A 16,616-nucleotide genomic window follows, 5' to 3' on the forward strand; every position below is an offset into this window, starting at 1 on the left:
GCGCCCCTTATAGTACAGAGTGCATATGCCGTGCTGCCATGAGATCTGTGAGCTCCCCAGAAGCCCGGTCAATGCGTGCGGCAAGCGCAGGGTTTGCCACCTCCGGGGCAGCGGCGAGCTCTTCGGCGGCTTGGTATACACCGGTTGGCACGACGGTGGCATGCAGGTAATTAAGTAGCGGGCGCAGCGCGTAATCCAGCACGAGAGCATGACGATGTGAACCACCCGTCGCGGCGATGAGCGTAGGGAGTCCGTCCAGTGCGTGGGGATCGAGGGTGTCGAAAAACATCTTGAATAGTCCCGAATAGCTGCCTTGGAAAACGGGGCTCACCGCGATCAGACCGTCGGCAGCAACAAGTGACTCCTTGGCCGCATCGAGCAGCGGAGTGGGAGCCAGCCAGTCCGTCATGGCGAGTGCCAGCTCGGCCGCGAGTTGACGGAGCTCGATGACGGTCACCTGCGCCTCGTCGCCCCGCGCATGGAGGTGCGCGCTGGTGGCGGTGGAGAGGGCGTCGGCAAGCGCACGCGTCGTTGACGGCGTGGACAGTCCCGCAGTGACGATGACTAGTGAACGCATGGCTTCTCCTTCCTGTGACGCATCAACAGTAACGGAGGCTGGGTTATTCCCACTCGAGGGCGTCGACAAGCGTGGCAAGGTCGGCGGGAGTGGCAATGGCCAGCGGGCGCTGCGAGCGCTCGCCGTCCTCGGTGAGGAGGACAGCGCTGGGGTGAGTGCCATCCGCGGCAACGTCGGTGAGGACATCGACGACCTCTTGCGCGGTAGCGGTGCGCGGCAAGAACTCGGCACGGTCCTTGCTCTCAGCCATCGTGAGCACCGCGCTTATCGACGCCCCATTGACCACCCCATCATCCCCCAAGTCCGCGGCCACCCAGCGCGCAATGACATTGGTGGTGAGAAGTGCTTGGAAGACTCCAGAATCATAGATCGGGATTTGGGAGTAACCCGTCTTATCGATGAGCGCGAGGGCATCAAGGATGTCCGCGTCGGGGCCCAGGGTGGTGACCTCGCGGCCGGCGAGCAGAGACTGAGCAGTGGGCGGATCCGTTAGGAGACGCTGAAGGTTCTCAAGTTGCTCAAGGACCTGCGGATGCGGGGTAGCAATGGGGTCGCCGTCATAATAGCGCCCATGTGCGATGGCATTGCGCAGGTTGGAAAAGTCCTTGAGCTGTTCGGCCTGGCGTTTACTCATGAGGTGTTTGTCATGCGCGCGGTCCACAATCCACCAAAAGGAATCGGAATTCTTCGCGCCGATAGCTTGACGGAGGAACTGTTCGATGTCGTTGAAGGCGGCAAAGAAGCGCGCTAGGGAGTTGTCGCTCATGACATTCCAGTGTACGGGTGAAAACGGCGACACCGCCCCGAGCGCCCACGTGGGCTCGAAGCGGTGTGGAACCGAGCGGTGGTTTAGAAGACCACGCGGAGCACGGAGACGGTGACAGCGGCGATAGCAGCTGCAGCCGGAAGGGTGATAACCCACGCCAGGGCAATGGGCTTCATGAGGTTCCAGTTGGCAGCGCGGTTGACGATACCGACACCCAGAACAGCACCAATGAGGATGTGGGTGGAGGAGACCGGCAGACCCAGCAGGGATGCAGCCATGACTACGGCGGCGGCAGCCAGCTCAGCGGCGAAGCCAGAGGACGGGTGCATCTGAGTCAGACCAGAACCCACGGTCTGAATAACGAAGCGGCCGATGAACCACAGGCCAGAAATCAGCGCGATACCCATGCACACCATGACGGGCAGCGGGACGGATACCTCATCAGAAATCTGGTTGGTCTTCAGAACGTCAAAGACCGCAGCGAATGGGCCGATGGCGTTAGCGATATCGTTCGAGCCGTGGGAGAACGCGAAGGCAGATGCGGTAAAGACCTGCATCCAGGAGAAGAGGAGGAAGGTCGAACGATCCAGGGACTTCTTCTTCAAGGAACGAGCAAAGATGAACACAGCCATCCAGACTGCGGCACCCACCATGCCCATGACGAGGAGGTTCTGCAGGGTAGAGAAGTCAACACCGGTGTGCTTGAGACCCTTGAAGAGAACCATTGCGGAAATGATGATGGCGCCCAATGCAGCGAGCACCGGAACCCAGTTCTCCAACGCGCGGTGGGCATCGACATCATCCAAATCCTTGTTGATGTCGTGAAGTTCGCGGTAGTACTCGGACTCGAGGGCCTCCGGGTCGTAGTCCTCCTCGGAGGTCAGGGCAGCGTCACGGGCCATCGCATTGGTGTAGGAAATCTGCTGCAGCTCGTTCATACGCTCAAAGCGAGACTTGTGCTCCTTGCGGAGCTCAGCGCGGCGAGTCTTAATCTCACGCAGACGCTGGTCAGCAGACTCGTTGTAGACAAGGATAGAGGTCTTAATCCACTTGAAGAGCAGGTAGGCAGCGATACCGCCAAGGACCGGGGAAAGGACCCAGGAGATAGCGATTTTGCCGATGCCGCCCCACTGAACCATGTCCATGCCGCCCTTGCCGGTAATGAAACCAACGGTAAGCGCAGCACCGACGATACCGCCGACGATGGAGTGGGTGGTGGACACCGGCCAGCCCATGCGGGTGGCAACGAGCAGCCAGATTGCAGCGCCCAGCAGGGAAGACATCATGATGTAGACGAATTCCATCGGGTCGAGGCCGTCGATGGCATTGAGATCCACGATGCCGGAGCGCACGGTATCCGTCACCTCGCCACCGGCCAGGATGGCGCCGGAGACCTCGAAGATGGCGGCGACTGCAAGGGCCTGCTTCATAGACAGGGTGCCGGCGCCAACGGAAGTACCGAAGGAGTTGGCGACGTCATTGCCGCCGATGTTGAATGCCATGAAGAGGGCGAAAATAATGGCGGTAACGAGGAGGATGCTGCTGGATCCATCGGCGATCTCTCCGTTGCCCCACACGATGAAGAAGACGAGGGTGGCGGCGGTGAGGATGCCGAAGAACAGGTGCCAGATCCAATCCGTGTTCTTGCCGTTCACCTTCTCTAGGTCCGGCATCGTCGGTGTGGCGGTGCTCAAAACGTCGTTCCTTTCTGCAAGTGAGCCTCGTCGCGGCATCGCGCGCAGACCCTTCTGAGTGATTAAAGATAGAGAGGTACCCGCCACAGTTCGGCGGGGCCGCGAATAGCGTAAAGAACCGAAGTGGACAACAGATGAACAACTCGTAGCTAGGGCCTTAAACTTTTTAAGTATTTGACCCTTTGCTCGCTGTGCGAACTTATGTGCTGTGGCGCCCATCTCTGTGGGTATAAAAAAGTGCGCAGCACTGCACGAATGGGGCTGCGCACTGGGGTGGTGGGTGGCTCGGGAGCCGCTCACAGATGATTAAGACTTATAGTCTGCTTAAGACTTGTAGACACCGCGTTCCAAGGTATCGCACTGTTCCATCTTGCCTGACTCATAGCCCGCCAAGAAGTACTTTGCGCGGTCTTCGGAGGATCCGTGGGTCCACGTATCTGGGCGGACCTCGCCACCAGAGCGGCGCTGGATGTTGTCATCGCCCACCGCACGGGCGGTGTTCACAGCGTCCGTCACCTGCTGCTCGGTAATGGTCTCCAGCAGGGCGTCTTCGCCTTTATCGGCATAGTGCGCCCACAGGCCTGCGTAGCAATCCGCCTGCAGCTCAATCTTGACGGCGTTAGAGTCCTCGCCGGGGTCGTTGTAATTGGAAAGACTTAGAGTGCCCTCGATTTTCTGGATGTGGTGGCCAAACTCGTGGGCCACGATGTACATCTGTGCGAGCGGAGCGTTTTCACCTCCGAAGTTGCGGAGCTGGTCAAAGAATGCGGTATCGAAGTAGGCCGATTCATCGGCTGGGCAGTAGAAAGGTCCCGTTGCGCCGGAGGCCTGGCCGCAGCCAGACACCGTGGTGTTGCTGAAAATGACGCGGCCGGGTTCGACGTAATCCAGTCCCGCCTGCTCCGGCAGTACAGTTTCCCAGACCTTGTCGACGGACTGGGCGGCAAACATCACGCGGCAGTCATCGTATTCGTTGCCATCTTCCGCCGTCTTGCAGTGTGCGAATGCATCCTCGCCGCTTTCCTCAGGGCCGACCTGGGTTTGGTCCGGTTGGGACTGGCTACCGGTGATAGCACCCGGATCGCCACCGAGGAGGAGGTAGAGACCGATGAGGAGGAGGGAGCCAACGCCGCCACCGGTGGCAATCATTCCGCCACGGCCGCGTCCGCCGGAGCTGGCCCGCTTGCCGTCAAAACTTGCGCCAGATTTGAAAGTCATGGACAAGATTTTGCCACAAGGAACGCAACCGAGTGGGACTTCGCGGGGAGCAGCGCCACTAGCCTCGCCTGCCCCCAGCGCTGAGCGCGTCCGGTAGGGGCGGTAGACTTGGGCCGTTCAAGTTCTTGTGCTCCTCGGCGCGTGCTGTTTACGCGTGGCGTGGGTGGGCATGAGCGTCAACAATGAGAAGGGATTGAACAAACGTGCTGCGTACACATTTGGCAGGCGAACTGCGCAAGGAGATGGCGGGGGAGACCGTCACGCTGACGGGTTGGGTGGCTCGCCGTCGCGACCACGGCGGTGTTATCTTCATCGACCTGCGTGACCGCTCTGGTGTTGCCCAGGTTGTTTTCCGCGAGACTGACGTGGCCGAGCGCGCCCACGATCTGCGCTCCGAGTACTGCGTCAAGGTCACCGGTGTAGTCGAGCCGCGTCCGGAAGGTTCCGCGAACCCCAACCTGGCTTCCGGTGAGATTGAGATCAACGTCACCGAACTCGAGGTGCTTAACAAGTCTGCAGCACTGCCGTTCCAGATCGATGACCCGTCCTCCTCCGGTGAGGTAGGCGAGGAAACCCGCCTGAAATACCGCTACCTGGACCTGCGTCGCGAGCGTCAGGCTGAGGCTCTACGTCTGCGCTCGGCCGCCAACCGCGCCGCCCGCCAGGTACTCGACAGCCACGATTTCACCGAGATCGAGACTCCGACCCTGACGCGTTCCACCCCGGAAGGTGCTCGCGACTTCCTCGTTCCGGCTCGCTTGAAGCCGGGCAGCTGGTATGCCTTGCCGCAGTCTCCGCAGCTGTTCAAGCAGCTGCTCATGGTCTCCGGAATGGAGCGTTACTACCAAATCGCCCGCTGTTACCGTGATGAGGATTTCCGCGCAGACCGCCAGCCGGAGTTTACTCAGCTTGACGTTGAGATGTCCTTCGTGGACCAGGATGACGTTATCGCGTTGGCAGAGGAAATCGTGTCTGCCCTGTGGAAGCTCATCGGTTACGAGATCACCACTCCGATCCCGCGTATGACCTACGCCGATGCCATGAAGTACTACGGCTCTGACAAGCCGGATTTGCGTTTTGACATCAAGATCACCGAGTGCACAGAGTTCTTCAAGGACACGACTTTCCGTGTCTTCCAGAATGAGTACGTTGGCGCAGTAGTTATGGATGGTGGTGCCTCCCAGCCGCGCCGCCAGTTCGATGCCTGGCAAGAGTGGGCCAAGCAGCGCGGCGCTAAGGGTCTGGCTTACATCACCATCGCTGAGGACGGCACCCTGGGCGGTCCGGTGGCAAAGAACATCACCGATGCCGAGCGTGAGGGCATCGCTGAGCACGTTGGCGCGAAGCCGGGTGACGCTATTTTCTTCGCCGCAGGCGACACCAAGTCTTCCCGCGCTCTTCTCGGCGCTGCCCGCGGCGAGATTGCTAAGAAGCTTGACCTCATCAAGGACGGCGACTGGGCCTTCACCTGGGTTGTAGATGCCCCGCTGTTCGAGCCCTCCGCCGACGCAACTGCTTCTGGCGACGTGGCTCTGGGACACTCCACGTGGACCGCTGTCCACCACGCTTTCACCTCTCCGAAGCCGGAGTACATGGACTCCTTTGATAAGGAGCCGGGCGAGGCCTTGGCGTACGCCTATGACATTGTCTGCAACGGCAATGAGATCGGTGGTGGCTCCATCCGTATTCACAACCAGGATGTACAGAAGCGTGTCTTCGACGTCATGGGTATCGGCGAGGAGGAAGCTCAGGAGAAGTTCGGTTTCCTCTTGGACGCATTCCAGTACGGTGCACCGCCGCACGGCGGTATCGCTTTCGGCTGGGACCGCATCGTCTCCCTGCTCGGTGGTTTCGATTCCATCCGCGACGTTATCGCTTTCCCGAAGTCCGGCGGCGGCGTCGACCCGCTGACCGATGCCCCTGGCACCATCCCGGCGGCGCAGCGCAAGGAAACCGGCGTGGACTTCAACCCAGAAAAGGCTGCGAAAGCTGATAAGTCCGCAAAGGACGAGGTAGAGGCACAATAGAGGTAAAGGCAGAATAAGTGACGGCAGGCTGCGATAGCAGCCAAAAGTCTTGAGGCCGGCCTCGAGCCATGCTAGTGCGACGCATCTATGTGTAGGTGCGTCGCACATGTCAGCTGTGAGGCGAGTACCATCGATGAGCCAAAGACAAGTGGAGGCAGACGAGCCAGTGAATGCTGTGGAGCAGGGATCAGTCGAAAGTACCGTGGTGGCGGAGGCATCGCAGATGCTCTCGCGCCGCTTTGGCGGCGAACCGGAATTGAGCGATATTGAGTCCCTCAGCGGCTCCGGTAATGCCGTCGTGGTCCGCGCGCGTACCGCCCCCAGTGCTTTCTTTCCGTACCGCTCTGTTGTTATTAAATACAACCCAGTCACTGGCCACACCATCGACGACGCAGCACTGCTTCGGGAAGTCGTGGCATATCAGTTCACCACCTCTCTGTCTGAGGAGGTGCGGCCGGGGCCGGTGTTGCTCGCCCACGACGTCGACAAGCGCATTCTCGTGCTGTCTGACGCCGGTGATGGCGACACTTTTGCCGACACTCTTGCCCGCAGCGGCGAGGATGAGCGTCGTGACCTGCTCCGAGGTCTTGGCAGTGCGCTGGGCAAAATGCATGCTGGGACAGCCAGCCGCAAGGAAGACTACGACGCGCTGCTCAACCGTCAGCTGCGTCATCATCCGGAATATGCTGAGCACCAGGCATTGCGGGATGATTCGCTGCAAAGATCCATCCTTATCGGCGCCGAAATCCTCCGCGAGGCAGGCCTTGAGCCCTCGGAACATGTGCTGGAACGTGCCCGCGAGGCGACGAAGAACCTGAGCTCCGGCCGAAATCGCGCTTTCACCCCCTTTGACTTGTCTCCGGACAACATCATTGTGGGCGAGACTGTGACGTTCCTAGACTATGAATGGGCAGGCTTTCGGAATGTGGGCTTCGACGTCGCCTGCGTGGTAGCCGGGTTCCCGCAGTTTCTCTTTACTCGTCCCATCACGGATGACGAAGCAGAGGTGTTTATCCACGCCTGGCAGCGCCGCATCGTGGATGTCTGGCCGCAGCTCGCGGATGAAAAGACGCTGCATGAGCTCATCGTCGCCTGCATTATCGGCTGGGCTCTGTCCAGTGTTACCACCATGTATGCCGGCGGTATTGAAGGTGTGGTGGCATTGGCCGAGGGCAATGCGGATGTCTACCACGACCCGCAGCGCTCACTCCTGCGGCCTTCGGACCACGGCCCTTTCACTGAAGATGAAGTACTCATCCGTCGTGATCTTTATGAAACGTTTGAGGCATTGTCGCGCTTTGCCGCACAGTGCCAGAGTGATGGTTGCGACTCTGTGTCTGAGTTTGGCCGGCAGGTAGCCGGGCGTCTGCGGGAGTCCTGATGGGTCAAGGGTCGCTTTTCGGCGATGAGCCCGCCGCCCAACCTCCAGCTGCCGCCGGTGCGGATATGTTCGCTACGCATTCCGGTTCGCCGTTGGCTGCGCGCATGCGGCCCCAGAGCTTGGACGAGGTGGTGGGGCAGCAGCACTTGCTGGAGCCGGGAACTCCGCTGCGGCGGCTGGTGGAGGGCTCTGGCGACGCCTCCGTTATCTTGTACGGCCCGCCCGGTACCGGCAAGACCACTCTGGCTTCCCTCATCGCGGCTTCGCTGGGAGACAATTTCGTGGGTTTGTCTGCGCTGGACTCCGGTGTTAAGCAAGTCCGTGAAGTCATTACCCACGCGCGCCGCGAGCTTATTGAGGGACGCCGCACCGTTCTTTTCATTGATGAGGTTCACCGCTTTTCCAAGACACAGCAGGATGCGCTCCTCGCTGCGGTAGAGAACCGCACTGTCCTCCTTGTTGCCGCCACCACGGAGAACCCGTCCTTCTCTGTCGTTGCTCCGCTACTTTCGCGTTCCTTGTTGTGCCATCTGCAGCCACTCGATGACGCTGCGCTTCGCACCCTTGCCGAGCGCGCCCTGGCAAGCGAGCGAGGCCTCAACGGAAGAATCACTGCGAGTGATGAAGCCCTTGACCAACTCGTGCTGCTCGCCGGGGGAGATGCTCGGCGCACTCTGACGTATCTGGAAGCGGCTGCTGAGGCTGTTCCCGATGGCGAGGAACTTACCACGGACATTCTCACCGCCAACGTCAACCGGGCCGTTGTTCGCTACGACCGTGACGGAGACCAGCATTATGACGTCGTCTCTGCATTTATCAAGTCGATCCGTGGCTCCGATGTCGATGCGGCCTTGCACTACTTGGCCCGCATGGTGGAGGCAGGGGAGGACCCGCGCTTTATTGCCCGCCGCCTCATAGTGCATGCGTCTGAGGACATTGGCATGGCGGATCCGACGGCCCTTCCTACAGCTGTGGCCGCTGCTGAAGCAGCCGCGCTCATTGGGCTACCTGAAGCGCGTATACCACTGGCACAAGCCACCATCCACCTGGCCACAGCGCCCAAATCCAATTCTGTTATCAACGCTATCAACGCCGCACAAGCCGATGTCCAGGCCGGCAAGATTGGGCACGTGCCGGCACACCTGCGTGATGGGCACTACGAAGGTGCGAAGCGCCTAGGTAATGCGGTGGGCTATGCGTACCCGCACGATGATCCGCGCGGCGTGGTGGCGCAGCAGTATTTGCCAGACGCGCTTGTTGACGCCACCTATTACCACCCCACCGACCACGGCGCGGAAAAGCGCGTGCGTGACTATTTAGGTCGCTTGCGGGACATCATTCGGGGGCGGCGTCGATAAGCGTAGCCCGTGGCAGGTAAAGTTGAGCGCTGACTAGAAACCACTCAACAGTGAAGGACTTTTGCTCGTGAAGACTCATGAGATCCGGGAACGCTTTACCCAGCACTTCGTCAAGAACGGTCACGAGGCCGTTCCCAGCGCGTCGCTGATCCTGGATGACCCGAACCTGCTCTTCGTCAACGCCGGCATGGTTCCCTTCAAGCCCTATTTCCTGGGCCAACAGAACCCGCCGTTCCCCAACGGCACTGCTACCTCCATCCAGAAGTGCGTGCGCACGCTGGACATTGAAGAGGTGGGTATTACCACTCGCCACAACACCTTCTTCCAGATGGCCGGTAACTTCTCCTTCGGCCAGTACTTCAAGGAAGGAGCTATTACCCACGCGTGGACGCTGCTAACGGGCTCGGTGGACGATGGCGGACTGGGGCTTGATCCGGAGCGTCTGTGGGTCACTGTGTACCTCGACGATGACGAGGCTGCCGATATTTGGCACGAGAAGATCGGCGTGCCCCGCGAGCGTATCCAGCGCCTCGGCATGGAGGACAACTACTGGTCCATGGGTATCCCCGGACCGTGCGGCCCCTGCTCCGAGATTTACTATGATCGTGGTCCTGAGTACGGCAAGGACGGCGGCCCCATCGCGGACGATAGCCGCTACATGGAGATCTGGAACCTGGTCTTCATGCAGAACGAGCGCGGCGAAGGCATTGGTAAGGGCAACTTTGAGATCGTCGGCGAGTTGCCGAAGAAGAACATTGATACCGGCATGGGCATCGAGCGTGTGGCGTGCATCCTGCAGGACGTTGACAATGTGTACGAGACTGACCTCCTGCGCCCAGTCATCGACGTAGCCCAAGAGCTAACCGGTGCCACGTACACTCCGGATGCGCCGAAAGAAGACCTCATTCGATTCCGTGTGGTGGCAGATCACTCGCGTACCGGAATGATGCTCATTTTGGATGGCGTCACCCCGGGCAACGAGGGCCGTGGCTACATCCTGCGCCGCCTGCTGCGCCGTATCATTCGCTCCGCCAAGCTGCTGGGTGCACAGGGCGAGACCATGGAGCGTTTGATGAACACCATTATGGACACCATGACCCCGTCCTACCCGGAGATTGCGGAGAACCGCGAGCGCATCCTCCGCGTCGCCGTGGCTGAGGAAAAGGCCTTCCTCAAGACTTTGGAGTCTGGCACCAAGCTTTTCGACGAAGCCGTGGACCAGCTCAAGCACACCTCGCGTGCGGCGACCCCGAAGGTCCTTTCCGGCGCGAAGGCCTTTGAGCTGCACGATACCTACGGGTTCCCGATTGACCTCACTCTGGAGATGGCCCAGGAAGCAGGTTTGAGCGTTGATATGGACGGCTTCGATGCCGCCATGGGCGAGCAGCGCCGCCGCGCGAAGGCTGATAACCAAGCCAAGAAGCATGGTCATGCCGACCTCTCTATTTACCGCGAGTGGGTGGACAACAACCCAACTGTCTTCACCGGCTACGACACCCTAGAGTCCGATGCCAAGGTGATTGGCCTTGTACGCGACGGTGAGAAGGTCACCGAGGTACAGGCGGGAGACACCGTCGAGGTCATCCTTGACCAGTCGCCGCTGTACGCCGAGTCCGGCGGTCAGACTGCTGACCGTGGCCGCATCATCTCCGGCGAGACCCTGCTCGAGGTCGGCGATGTTCAAAAGGTGGGCAAGAAGCTCTGGGTTCACAAAGCTACGGTGACCTCCGGCGGACTGGAGCTGGGAACCGGCGTAACCGCCGAGGTAGATCAGCAGTGGCGTCACGGTGCCGTCCAGGCGCACTCTGCGACGCACCTCATCCACGCCGCCTTGCGTCAGGTGCTCGGCCCCACCGCAGTCCAGGCTGGCTCCTTGAACCGTCCGGGTTACCTGCGTTTTGACTTCAACTACACTGAGCAGCTCAGCCAGGAGCAGCTCGAAGAGATTGCTCTCATTACCAATCAGGCCGTGGACCAGCACTTCCCGGTTCATACCATCGAGACTTCCCTGGACAAGGCTAAAGAAATGGGCGCCATGGCGCTCTTTGGTGAGAACTACGGCTCTGAGGTCCGCGTTGTTGAGATGGGCGGCCCCTTCTCCATCGAGCTGTGTGGCGGTACCCACGTGGCGAACACCTCCGAAATCGGGCCGGTCTCCGTCTTGGGCGAGTCCTCCGTGGGCTCGGGCGCGCGCCGCATCGAGGCCTACTCGGGTTTGGATGCCTTCCGCTACTACTCCAAGGAGACGGCCCTTGTCGAGGGCGTATCCCGTGAGCTCAAGGTGCAGACAGAAGACTTGCCGGAGCGCATCGCCCAGCTCACTGAAAAGCTTAAGGCTGCAGAAAAGCAGATCGCTGACCTGCACAAGGCCCAGCTCATGTCCCAGACCGCGGACATGATTGCGGGGGCGACCGACGTCAACGGTTTCACCGTGGTGTCCGCCAAGTTGCCGAATGGAGTTAACGGCGGTGACCTGCGCACGTTGGCTTCTGACATCAAGAACCGCCTCGGAGACGCTGCCGGAATCGTGGTGCTCGCTTCCGAGAACGAGGGCGGCAAGCTGCCGTTCATCGTTGGCGCCACCAAGGCCGCGAATGAGCGAGGCGTCAAGGCCGGTAACCTGGTCAAGACTATTTCTGGTTACGTTGATGGCAAGGGCGGCGGTAAGCCGGATATGGCTCAGGGCTCCGGTGCCACTGCAGCCGGCCTGGATGCGGCCTTCAACGCTGTTCGAGACGAGCTTTCTGCTCTATAGCAACGAGGACCACTCGGAGGAGGAACTGCATGGCCGTTGAACCGGATAAGCCAGGAGTAGATGACCCAGGCCCAGGCCGTCGTCTTGGACTCGACGTGGGCACCGTGCGTATCGGCGTGGCGGTGTCGGACCGAGAGGCACGCATGGCCATGCCGGTTGAAACCGTGCAACGCGAAACCGGTTTCAAGGACCGCGATAAGGGCGACATTGATCGCATCCTTGAAATCATTCGTGAATATGAAGCCGTGGAGGTGGCCGTCGGACTGCCGCGCGATCTGAAGGGCAATGGCTCAAAGAGTGTGAAACATGCCAAGGAAATAGCGTTTCGTATCCGCCGCCGCTTGGCAAAAGATGACACGATGAAGACAACTCCGCCCGTGCGTTTGGTGGATGAACGCCTGACTACAGTGGTGGCTACCTCCGCGCTGCGAGCCTCCGGCGTGTCAGAAAAACGTGGCCGCTCGGTCATTGACCAAGCGGCTGCGGTGGAAATTTTGCAATCCTGGCTGGATGCGCGCCATTTCGCGTTGAACGGCCACCAAACTTCAAACCTAGGAGACGAAGTACGTGAGCCGTAAACCATCACGCATTGGACGCTCGATGGAGCCCCACCACGTTAAGCGCCGCCAGCGAGGACTGGCAGTACTTATCGCCAGCCTAGTTCTCATCATCGGTGCACTGGGTTACATCGGATTCCGCCTTCTGGGAGGAGGAAGCAGTTTGGATTACGAAGGACAGGGCAATGGTGTTGTCCAGCTCGTTGAAGTTCCCGAGGGATCGTCCATGAGCCATCTGGCCCCTGAGCTCGCCGAAAGAAACGTGGTCAAGACTGCGGAAGCCTTCTCCTCCGCGGCCAATAGTAACCCCCGCGCGAGTCAAGTTAAGCCGGGCTTCTACCGTCTCCAAGAGGAGATGAGTGCAAAGTCTGCCGTGGAGGCTCTTCTCGATGATGCCAACATGGTTGATCTCCTGGATGTGCAGGGAGGCGCTACGTTGAGTGACGTCAACGTGCTCGGCGGCGATGTTCGTTACGGTATTTACTCGTTGATCTCCCAGGTCTCCTGCAAGGAGGGCGGCTGTGTTTCGGCGGAGGAACTTGAGAAGATTGCTGCCACTGTAGACCCTGCAGAGTTGGGCGCTCCTGAGTGGGCTCTGGATGCCGTCCGTGCGCGTGGTGAAGATCCAAAGCGCCTCGAGGGCCTCATCGCACCAGGCCAGTACGTTCTTGACCCGAACATGGATGCCCAGGAAATTCTCACCGACCTCATTAGTCGTTCGACGAAGAAGTACAACGACACGAACATCGTCGAGCGCGCCGAGGCCGTTGGGTTGTCTCCGTATGAGCTGCTCACCTCCGCTTCCTTGGTGGAGCGTGAGTCCCCGGCCGGAGAGTTCGATAAGGTCGCCCGCGTTATCCTTAACCGCCTCGATGAGCCGATGCGCTTGGAACTTGATTCCACGGTGAACTACGGGCTTGAGGACGTCGAGCTGGCTACCACAGATGATGACCGCGGCCGCGAGACACCGTGGAACACCTACGCCAAGGATGGTTTGCCGGATACCCCAATTGCGTCGCCATCGAACGAGGCCATTGAGGCTATGGAAAACCCGGTGGAGGGCAACTGGCTCTTCTTCGTTACCGTAGATAGCCAGGGCACCACGGTATTTACGGACAACTACGACGAGCACCTTGCCAACGTGGATGAGGCAGTACGCTCGGGCATTCTGGATAGCCAGCGTGATGCGGAGGGCGCCGACGAGGCACCTGCCGATGCACCGGCTGAGGGGCAGTAGGCTCATGCCCCGCGCCGCGGTTCTAGGCAGTCCCATTGCCCATTCGCTGTCCCCAGTTCTCCACAATGCCGGCTATGCCGCGCTGATGCTTGAGGATTGGGGATACACCAAGCATGAGGTGACCGATTTGCCCTCCTTCTTGGAGACGGTCGGGGAGGACTATCGCGGCTTCTCCGTCACCATGCCGCTCAAGTTTGATGCTTTGAAGTGCGCCGATATCGTTAGCGAGCGAGCCGAGCTGATCGGCTCCGCTAACACTCTGGTGCGCACGGATTCTGGGTGGCGTGCGGACAACACCGACACTGAAGGTGTTCTTGGTGCGCTGGAGGAGCTGTTGGGAGAAACTAGGCCTGCCACTGCGTTGCTCATCGGGGCTGGGGGCACCGCGCGTCCAGTCCTGTGGGGTCTAGCACAGCGCGGAGTAACCCACGTTACGGTGCTCAATCGTTCCGATCGTCGTGCCGAGTTGAGCCCGCTTGCCGACGCCCTCGGGATCACCCTCCGTGCCGCCACCTTCACCGAGGACCTCATGGGCTTAACTCGATCGGCAGACCTCATCGTGTCGACCGTGCCCGCGGCTGCACTTGAGGGTCACCTCTCACAGCTGGCTCAAGCTCCTGTGTTTGATGTGATTTATGATCCCTGGCCAACACCCTTGACCGTGTATGCGGCCGCTGATGGTTTTGCCACCGTGGGTGGCCACATCATGTTGGCTAACCAGGCCTATTCACAGTTCGAGCAATTCACTGGTCACACTGCACCGCGTCAGGAGATGCTTGCGGCTCTCAACGCCGCGCTGTCCTAGTCACCAGGCGCGAGGCGCCCCGGCACTGTAGTGTCAAGGCCCATGGGGATTCTTATATTCCTGGCGTGGGGGTGCGCCTTATTTGTCTATGACGTGCGGTACAAACGCCTGCCTAATTTCCTCACACTTCCCGCGGCAGCTGTGTCGCTGTGGTGGTTTAGTCCAGCTGGGCTTGTGTGGCCCGGAATGTACCTAGCGTTGGCGCTGACTTTCCGCACTGGCAGCATCGGCGGCGGTGACCTGAAGTTGGCGCTACCGCTGGGCATGATGGTTGCCCACGTTGGGGGAGTGGTGGGGGTGTTGGGGGCGATGATGGGGGCGGCGCTCAGCACTGTGCTGTGGGGCATCGTGGTGAGGGACAAAGCTCCTGCACACGGGCCTGGCATGCTGATCTCAGCCGCACTTGTAGTGATGTTTAGCACCAACACGGTGTGATAGATAGCCCAGTGGCACCGAAAGTACACCTGGCGTGCGATAATGGTCGGCATGCTTCGTTGGACTACCGCAGGTGAATCCCACGGCCAAGCGCTCATCGCACTGATCGAGCACATGCCCGCCGGGGTTCCCGTCTCTCAGAATGACATTGCTCTCCAGCTCTCTCGTCGCCGTTTGGGCTATGGCCGTGGCGCCCGCATGAAGTTCGAGGCTGATGATCTGACCTTGCTTAGTGGTATTCGCCACGGAAAGACCCTGGGCAGCCCTATTGCCATCATGATCGGTAATACTGAGTGGCCGAAGTGGACCACCATCATGTCTCCGGACGCTCTTGACGTCGATGATCCCGAGGTAGCCAAGGCCATGGCCTCTGGCCGTGGCGCGCCCCTGACACGCCCACGCCCGGGCCACGCTGACTTCGCTGGCATGGTGAAATTTGGGCACGAGGAGGCACGCCCTATCCTCGAGCGTTCTTCTGCCCGCGAGACTGCTGCCCGCGTGGCGGCAGCAACCGTTGCGCGCAACTTCCTGCGCGAGACTCTTGGCGTGGAGGTGCTGTCCCATGTCATTTCCATCGGTCCATCTGATCCTTATGAGGGTCCGCACCCACGCTTCGCTGACCTCGAATCCATCGATGCTTCACCGGTCCGCGCTTGCGATAAAGCGGCGGAGGAATCGATGATTTCGGAGATCGAATCTGCCAAGAAACAAGGCGATACCCTCGGAGGTATCGTCGAGGTTATCGTCGAAGGCCTCCCTATCGGTTTGGGGTCTCACACCTCTGGCGAGGACCGCCTGGACGCACAGCTTGCTGCTGCGCTCATGGGCATTCAGGCTATTAAAGGCGTGGAAGTTGGTGATGGTTTCGAGGAGGCACGCCGCCGTGGTAGCGAGGCCCACGATGAAATGGTGCGCGTGGACGGGGGAGTAGAACGCGAAAGCAACCGCGCCGGTGGGCTTGAAGGCGGCATGACCAATGGCCAGACCCTGCGCCTTCGCGCAGCCATGAAACCGATTTCCACCGTTCCGCGCGCTCTCAAGACCGTGGACATGGCGTCCGGTGATGCGGCCACCGCCATCCATCAACGGTCAGATGTCTGTGCTGTGCCGGCCGCAGGTGTCGTTGCAGAAGCCATGGTGGCGCTCGTGTTGGCTCGCGCTGTCCTGGAGAAATTCGGTGGTGACTCCCTTGATGAGACTAAGCGCAATATTTCTGCCTATCAGGAGTACGTTGCTGGACGCCTCGAGTGGGGTGACGCATGAGTTCCCCGCACGTTGTCCTCGTTGGCCCGCCCGGCGCCGGAAAATCCACCATCGGACGCCGCCTTGCGCGCGCTCTGAACTGCGAGCTCGTGGATTCCGATGAGCTCATTGAGGCTCGAGAAGGTAAGCCCTGCGGCGAGGTTTTCTCGGCGCTAGGAGAGCCCACTTTCCGCGAAGTTGAAGCTGAAGTCGTCCGCGAAGCTTTGACCACACCAGGAGTGGTGAGCCTAGGCGGCGGAGCCGTCCTGACCGAGTCCACTCGCACGCTTTTGGATAATCTCACCGTCGTCTTCCTCGACATCACCCCGGAAGAGGGCGTGGCTCGCACGCTGGGGGATGCCAACCGTCCCGTGCTCAACTCGGCCGATCCCCTCGCACACTATGCCCAGCTGCTTGAGACCCGCCGACCGCTGTACGCGGAGGTTGCTGACCTCAAAGTGCGTACCGGCGTGCGTTCCCCGCAGCAGGTGGTGGGCGATATCCTCAGCTTCCTCGAAACCCTGTAAGTTCTATCCCTTCTTCACCGCACTAGGAGCGCCCCGA

Annotated in this window: 14 protein-coding genes; 10 read left to right on the forward strand and 4 right to left on the reverse strand. The window is 60.3% G+C overall.

Translation table 11 applies throughout. The annotated features are described in order from the left end of the window. Positions 1–7: 7 nt before the first annotated feature. The 4 genes from M5J09_RS03920 to M5J09_RS03935 all read right to left on the reverse strand — a co-directional run bounded on the left by M5J09_RS03920 (position 8) and on the right by M5J09_RS03935 (position 4,255). Positions 8–577 carry a CE1759 family FMN reductase gene (locus M5J09_RS03920; RefSeq protein ID WP_257157019.1) on the reverse strand — a complete coding sequence of 190 codons (570 nt, stop codon included), beginning with the start codon at positions 575–577 and terminating at the stop codon, positions 8–10. Positions 578–620: 43 nt separating this feature from the next. Next, entirely contained in the window at positions 621–1,343 is a 723-nt protein-coding gene (locus M5J09_RS03925) for a hypothetical protein (protein ID WP_257157020.1), read from the reverse strand. An 83-nt stretch (positions 1,344–1,426) separates the two neighbouring features. Next, entirely contained in the window at positions 1,427–3,016 is a 1,590-nt protein-coding gene (locus M5J09_RS03930; protein WP_257157055.1) for an inorganic phosphate transporter, read from the reverse strand. Between the two features lie 345 nt (positions 3,017–3,361). After that, positions 3,362–4,255, reverse strand: a complete 894-nt coding sequence (locus M5J09_RS03935; protein ID WP_257157021.1) for a neutral zinc metallopeptidase — start codon at positions 4,253–4,255, stop codon at positions 3,362–3,364. Positions 4,256–4,458: 203 nt separating this feature from the next. On the opposite strand from M5J09_RS03935, the gene aspS reads away from it, so the two are divergent. From aspS to M5J09_RS03985, 10 genes are all read left to right on the forward strand, one after another. Further along, positions 4,459–6,282, forward strand: coding sequence for an aspartate--tRNA ligase (gene aspS / locus M5J09_RS03940; RefSeq protein ID WP_257157022.1), 1,824 nt, complete (start codon positions 4,459–4,461; stop codon positions 6,280–6,282). Positions 6,283–6,415: 133 nt separating this feature from the next. Continuing rightward, positions 6,416–7,663 (forward strand): phosphotransferase family protein, encoded by a 1,248-nt coding sequence (locus tag M5J09_RS03945; protein ID WP_374982096.1) that lies wholly within the window; start codon positions 6,416–6,418, stop codon positions 7,661–7,663. Beyond that, positions 7,663–9,021: a replication-associated recombination protein A gene (locus M5J09_RS03950; RefSeq protein WP_042531070.1), complete on the forward strand. Its 1,359-nt coding sequence runs from the start codon at positions 7,663–7,665 to the stop codon at positions 9,019–9,021. Before M5J09_RS03945 ends, M5J09_RS03950 begins: the two co-directional genes overlap by 1 nt. Positions 9,022–9,088: 67 nt before the next feature. Then, on the forward strand, positions 9,089–11,776 hold the full coding sequence (gene alaS / locus M5J09_RS03955) for an alanine--tRNA ligase (protein WP_257157023.1): 2,688 nt from the start codon (positions 9,089–9,091) through the stop codon (positions 11,774–11,776). 29 nt (positions 11,777–11,805) lie between these two features. Continuing rightward, a complete protein-coding gene (gene ruvX, locus M5J09_RS03960) occupies positions 11,806–12,354 on the forward strand; it encodes a Holliday junction resolvase RuvX (RefSeq protein ID WP_042531066.1) in 549 nt (182 codons plus the stop codon). A gap of 22 nt (positions 12,355–12,376) precedes the next feature. Then, positions 12,377–13,570: an endolytic transglycosylase MltG gene (gene mltG / locus M5J09_RS03965; RefSeq protein WP_257157057.1), complete on the forward strand. Its 1,194-nt coding sequence runs from the start codon at positions 12,377–12,379 to the stop codon at positions 13,568–13,570. A gap of 4 nt (positions 13,571–13,574) precedes the next feature. Next, positions 13,575–14,375, forward strand: a complete 801-nt coding sequence (locus tag M5J09_RS03970; protein ID WP_257157024.1) for a shikimate dehydrogenase — start codon at positions 13,575–13,577, stop codon at positions 14,373–14,375. A 42-nt stretch (positions 14,376–14,417) separates the two neighbouring features. Continuing rightward, positions 14,418–14,810 carry an A24 family peptidase gene (locus tag M5J09_RS03975; RefSeq protein WP_257157025.1) on the forward strand — a complete coding sequence of 131 codons (393 nt, stop codon included), beginning with the start codon at positions 14,418–14,420 and terminating at the stop codon, positions 14,808–14,810. Positions 14,811–14,861: 51 nt separating this feature from the next. After that, positions 14,862–16,073, forward strand: coding sequence for a chorismate synthase (gene aroC / locus M5J09_RS03980; RefSeq protein ID WP_257157026.1), 1,212 nt, complete (start codon positions 14,862–14,864; stop codon positions 16,071–16,073). Further along, the gene (locus M5J09_RS03985; protein WP_042531056.1) at positions 16,070–16,579 is read left to right on the forward strand and encodes a shikimate kinase; all 510 of its coding nucleotides are present in this window, start codon (positions 16,070–16,072) and stop codon (positions 16,577–16,579) included. Before aroC ends, M5J09_RS03985 begins: the two co-directional genes overlap by 4 nt. The last annotated feature ends 37 nt before the right edge of the window (positions 16,580–16,616 follow it).

The organism is Corynebacterium sp. BF-R-2, from assembly GCF_024586525.1.
GTDB lineage: Bacteria > Actinomycetota > Actinomycetes > Mycobacteriales > Mycobacteriaceae > Corynebacterium > Corynebacterium singulare.